This is a genomic window from Leuconostoc sp. (assembly GCF_965300815.1).
Window position 1 is genome coordinate 1 of the sequence record NZ_CBDKZH010000102.1, and the last position, 4,626, is coordinate 4,626.

A 4,626-nucleotide genomic window follows, 5' to 3' on the forward strand; every position below is an offset into this window, starting at 1 on the left:
TGGTGTCATTGTCGTATTAACCTCTAGTAACCTATTCTACCAGAAAAATGCAATCTATCCTATTCGAGGATACGACTGAGCATGGCTTTTAGTACAGCGTTGACAGTGTATAATAAAAGTAACACAAATACACACCACTATCATGTATAAAGGTCTACTATGACTCCACTATATCTTAAAATCTATCACCAAATTAAATCTGACATTCAACAAAACGTTTATCCAGCTAACGCTTTTTTGCCAAGTGAAAACGATTTGGTTGCCCAATTTCACACTTCCCGAGATACTATCAGAAAAGCACTGGCAAAATTAGACAAGGAAGGGCTCATTCAAAAGCGCCGTGGTAAAGGCTCACAAGTGATTGCACATCAATTACGACATTTCCCAATTAGCGGCCTGACGAGCTTCCACGAGCTGAAGTTGCTACAACATTTTCAAGTGGTGACTGAATTACCTGTCTTTGAAACAATCACGGTGACGGCAGACGATCAAGAAGTGACGCTATTCCCAATCGGCACACCGTTATACCACATTGTTCGCGTGCGCATTATCGACAACATCCACAGTGTAATCGATGAGGACTATATTCGTGCCGACTTGATTCCAGACCTCACACCCGCTATTGCAAAACAATCTATCTACGCTTACATTGAAAATGAGCTACACTTATCCGTGGCATTTGCCGAAAAGACTATCACCGCTGAACTGGTTACAGCGCGTGACCGTGACTTATTAATTGGTCTCCCAACAGATGAAAATCGGCTGATTCAAGTTGAAAGTCAAGTACACTTGTCAGATACAACCTATTTTCAACACACCATTGCGCGCCACAGGCCAGATCAATTCCAGTTCACTGAATTTGCTAGAAGACAAACAACTTAAAAAGGTGATCCCGTAGGATCACCTTTTTAATATTGAATCGCAAAGCTCTCGTAAGGCCGCAAAACCAACTCGTTTGTAAGGGGTTGTTTAGGATAGTTGCCAATCAGGTATTCGCCCGCTTGCACCACCTCATCAGGCAAGCTAAGCGTCACCGGGCTCTCACCAAAATGGGTCACGACCAATAATTTGACATCCCCAAGTCGGCGTTCAAAAGCAATCACTTCAGTGACATCGTCATATCTTGGCGTATAGTCACCATCAGCAATCACCGGGTGTTTTTGCCTTAACTGAATTAATTGATGATAAAACTGATACAGGCTATCTGCTGATTCTTGGTCTTTCGCGACATTAATGTCATCAAAATCACCATTTTTTAGCCACGGTTGCTGGGTTGAAAAACCAGCATAAGGACTGTTATCCCACTGCATCGGCACCCGTGAATTATCACGTGCCTTAGATTGCACAACAGCAAAAGCCTCAGACGGTGTTAAACCTTTCGTAAGTAACATGCGATAGGCATTTTGGCTTTCCACATCAACATAATCTGTCATCCCCTGATAATTCGGGTCCAACATGCCAATCTCTTCGCCCATATAAATGTAAGGTGTGCCACGATTTAAATGCACCATCATCGCTAACATTTTGGCGCCAATTCGGTAGTATTTGGGCTTTTTGATAAAACGATTAACTGCACGTGGCTGATCATGATTATTCCAAAACCATGCTGGCCAACCGTTTGCTGTCATGATACCTTGACTCCATCCATGCCACAATTGACGTAACGCTTCAAAATCGTACGGCAATTTGGTCCACTTCTCACCTTGCGCATAGTCTACTTTCAAATGATGGAAATTAAAACCCATGCTCAACGCTTTATTTTGTGGATTAGTGTAGGTCGCCGTTTGATCAATAGTGGTCGAACTTAATTCACCGACTGTGATGACGTCCGAGTAATGTCCAAACGTCGCAGCATGCATCTCTTGAATATAAGTTTGCACAATTGGCGTATCCGTGTAGAGATACTTTCCGCCATTATCTGTATCATCGTCGACTAAGTCTGCTGCTTTGCCGATAACATTGATTACATCAAAGCGGAACCCTCGAACACCTTTAGCCAACCAAAAATTTAAAATTGCGTAGAGTTCTTGCCGAACTGCTGGGTTATGCCAATTCAAATCTGCTTGAGATTGATCATACAAATGTAAATATGCGCGATCGGTCTCACCAAAACGTGACCAAGCAGAGCCACCAAATTTAGAGACCCAATTTGTCGGTTCCAAACCATTCTCACGGTACGGCCTCAAGTAATAGTAATCTTGATACTTCACATCCCCCGCTAACGCTTTTTGAAACCACGGGTGTGCGGTTGATGTATGATTAAAAACCATATCCAACATGATACCCATCTGATAGCTTTCCGCTTCGAGAACCAACTGTTCAAAATCTGCCATGGTCCCAAATAGCGGATCAATCGCTGTATAATCGCTGATATCATACCCGTTATCATTTTGTGGTGAGGGGAAAATTGGATTTAACCAGATCATCGTGACACCCAAATTTGCCAAATAAGGCAATCTTTGAATCAATCCTGGTAAATCACCAATCCCATCATCATTACTATCTTGAAATGATTTAGGATAGACTTGATAAACCACATGTTTGCCTAATTCTGTCATCGTTTTCATCCTTTACTTGGCATCATTATCTTTAAAGACGTTCTTTTTTTCGACTTGTTTAGCCGATTGTTCAACATCACGATCTTTAAATCCCCATAGATACACCATTACAAATGACACCACAATAGTTGCTGCTGAAGCTAAGAAGAAAATCAATAAATTGTTAGGATTATCTTTTGTCGAAGCAAACGATGGAAAACCAATTAATGAACCAGTGAAGCCATACATGTGGAGATTAAATAGGCCAGCAATCAAACCACCCACAGCACCACCTATGTTAGCCATCCAGAACACACGACCATACTTCAAATTAATACCATACATCGCCGGCTCTGTGATACCAGCAAAAGCTGACAAAGCCCCCGCACCAGCTAAACCTTTCAAGTTGGCGATTTTTGTCTTGGCAAAAACAGCTAAGGCACCTGCACCGTGTGCAATCATCGTAAAGTTAACTAATGCATTCAATTGTGATTGACCTGTTTGCGCAATTTCATTGGCAATTAATGGCACGACCATCCAATGCAAACCAAAGATGACAAGTACTTGGTACAAGCCACCAATAATCAAACCTGATAACGCATAATTGAAATTCAACAAAGCATGAATCGCAATTGAAATGCCTGATGAGATCATCGTTATTGCTGGTCCCATAATGACTAACAAAACAGACCCAACGATAAATATTGTAATTAACGGTTGGAAAATTGATCGAATTGCAGCTGGTAAATGATTTTTCAACCAATTACCAATAGGGCGCGCCAACCAGGCCGCAAAAATAATAGGGAAAATTGAATAAGCATAGTTAGGTACCGTAATTGGTAATCCGAAAAAATGCGCATTAATCGGCATACCTAACCAGACACCCGATGCCTTAGCAGCTGATAGACCAACAATTTCTGGTTTAACCAGAAAAGCACCTATGGCCGCCACAACTAGCGGATCAGATTTTAGTCGTTGAGCGGCGGTAAAACCAACTAATATTGGCAAAAAGTAGAATGGTGCCATAGCCATCGATTGAATAATTGTAAAGGTATCTGACTTAGTACTAATCAGACCAAGTAGGTTTGGATCTGACAATAGCGTTAAAAAGCCATTCAACATCCCGCCAGCCGCCAATAGACCAATCACTGGAATCATTGACCCGGTGATAGTTCCAATTAAAGTTTGAAAGGCACTCTATATAATATCAAGTCAATTTTTAGGTTTTGATGTTGTCGGTTGTGTAGCTGCAACAGCAGCTTCTGTTGCCGCTGAGTCAACGACGCCATCACCAAGCTGCGCCACCACTTCATCATAAACGTCAGCCACTGCGGGACCAATTACAACCTGATATTGACCTAACGCACCATTATAAATCGCACCAGCAACCTCTGGTATCTGTGTGATGGCTGATGTATCGGCCAACTTCTCATCTTTTAAATAAAATCGTAGTCGAGTAATACAATGAATGACCTTATCCACATTATCCCGGCCACCAACATTTCTGATAATGGCTTGTGCTGCCTCATCGTAATTCTTTTTTGCCATGATTAATTTCTCCTTGCGATTGCTTGCCCGAGTTGCTGACCCGCAATGGCCTGTCCATATTGTACAACGATGTTTTCGAGCTTATCCGTTGTGTTGGTTATCAACACCATAGTCATTTTAGATAGCTGTGCCGCGTCAATTTGTGCCCAATCGACCGCAACCAACACATCACCCGCAGCAACAACCTGCCCTACCTTAGCCTTTGTCGTAAACGGTTTGCCATTTAAGGACACTGTATCAATACCGATATGTAACAAAACTTCTAAACCATCAAACCGTTGTAAGCCGACCGCATGACCCTGTATTAAAGTGATTTTCCCAGCTATCGGCGCAACAATTTCTGAAGCAGTGGGTACTACGGCATAGCCATCCCCCATCATCTTTTGGGCAAAAACTGGATCCGGCACTTTTTCTAATGGTATGACTTCCCCGGTAACCGGCGCATAGATATTAATATCTTCGCGAGGTTTCTTTTCAAATCCAAACATGACATTCTCCTTTGTATGGACAACTTGTACGTACTAGTTGATAAGTAAAGAAT

Annotated in this window: 5 protein-coding genes; 1 reads left to right on the forward strand and 4 read right to left on the reverse strand. The window is 42.1% G+C overall.

The window, feature by feature from the left end; genetic code table 11:
• Positions 1-159 precede the first annotated feature (159 nt).
• Positions 160-882 (forward strand): trehalose operon repressor, encoded by a 723-nt coding sequence (treR, locus tag ACW12G_RS06480; RefSeq protein ID WP_455647555.1) that lies wholly within the window; start codon positions 160-162, stop codon positions 880-882.
• Between the two features lie 26 nt (positions 883-908).
• Here treR and ACW12G_RS06485 read toward each other — a convergent pair whose 3' ends face one another.
• The 4 genes from ACW12G_RS06485 to ACW12G_RS06500 are packed head-to-tail and all read right to left on the reverse strand — an operon-like array spanning position 909 to position 4,573.
• A complete protein-coding gene (locus ACW12G_RS06485; RefSeq protein WP_147000989.1) occupies positions 909-2,558 on the reverse strand; it encodes an alpha,alpha-phosphotrehalase in 1,650 nt (549 codons plus the stop codon).
• Positions 2,559-2,570: 12 nt separating this feature from the next.
• Positions 2,571-3,695 (reverse strand): PTS transporter subunit EIIC, encoded by a 1,125-nt coding sequence (locus tag ACW12G_RS06490; RefSeq protein ID WP_455647556.1) that lies wholly within the window; start codon positions 3,693-3,695, stop codon positions 2,571-2,573.
• Between the two features lie 54 nt (positions 3,696-3,749).
• Complete coding sequence (locus ACW12G_RS06495) at positions 3,750-4,085, reverse strand: PTS glucose/sucrose transporter subunit IIB (protein ID WP_455647557.1); 336 nt, start codon at positions 4,083-4,085, stop codon at positions 3,750-3,752.
• Between the two features lie 2 nt (positions 4,086-4,087).
• Entirely contained in the window at positions 4,088-4,573 is a 486-nt protein-coding gene (locus ACW12G_RS06500) for a PTS sugar transporter subunit IIA (RefSeq protein ID WP_029509542.1), read from the reverse strand.
• Between the last annotated feature and the right edge of the window lie 53 nt (positions 4,574-4,626).

Excerpts from the sequence above, each read along its gene's own strand:
- treR (WP_455647555.1), top strand. The coding sequence starts at position 160 with ATGACTCCACTATATCTTAAAATCTATCACCAAATTAAATCTGACATT.
- ACW12G_RS06485 (WP_147000989.1), bottom strand. The coding sequence starts at position 2,558 with ATGACAGAATTAGGCAAACATGTGGTTTATCAAGTCTATCCTAAATCA.
- ACW12G_RS06490 (WP_455647556.1), bottom strand. The coding sequence starts at position 3,695 with ATGATTCCAGTGATTGGTCTATTGGCGGCTGGCGGGATGTTGAATGGC.
- ACW12G_RS06495 (WP_455647557.1), bottom strand. The coding sequence starts at position 4,085 with ATGGCAAAAAAGAATTACGATGAGGCAGCACAAGCCATTATCAGAAAT.
- ACW12G_RS06500 (WP_029509542.1), bottom strand. The coding sequence starts at position 4,573 with ATGTTTGGATTTGAAAAGAAACCTCGCGAAGATATTAATATCTATGCG.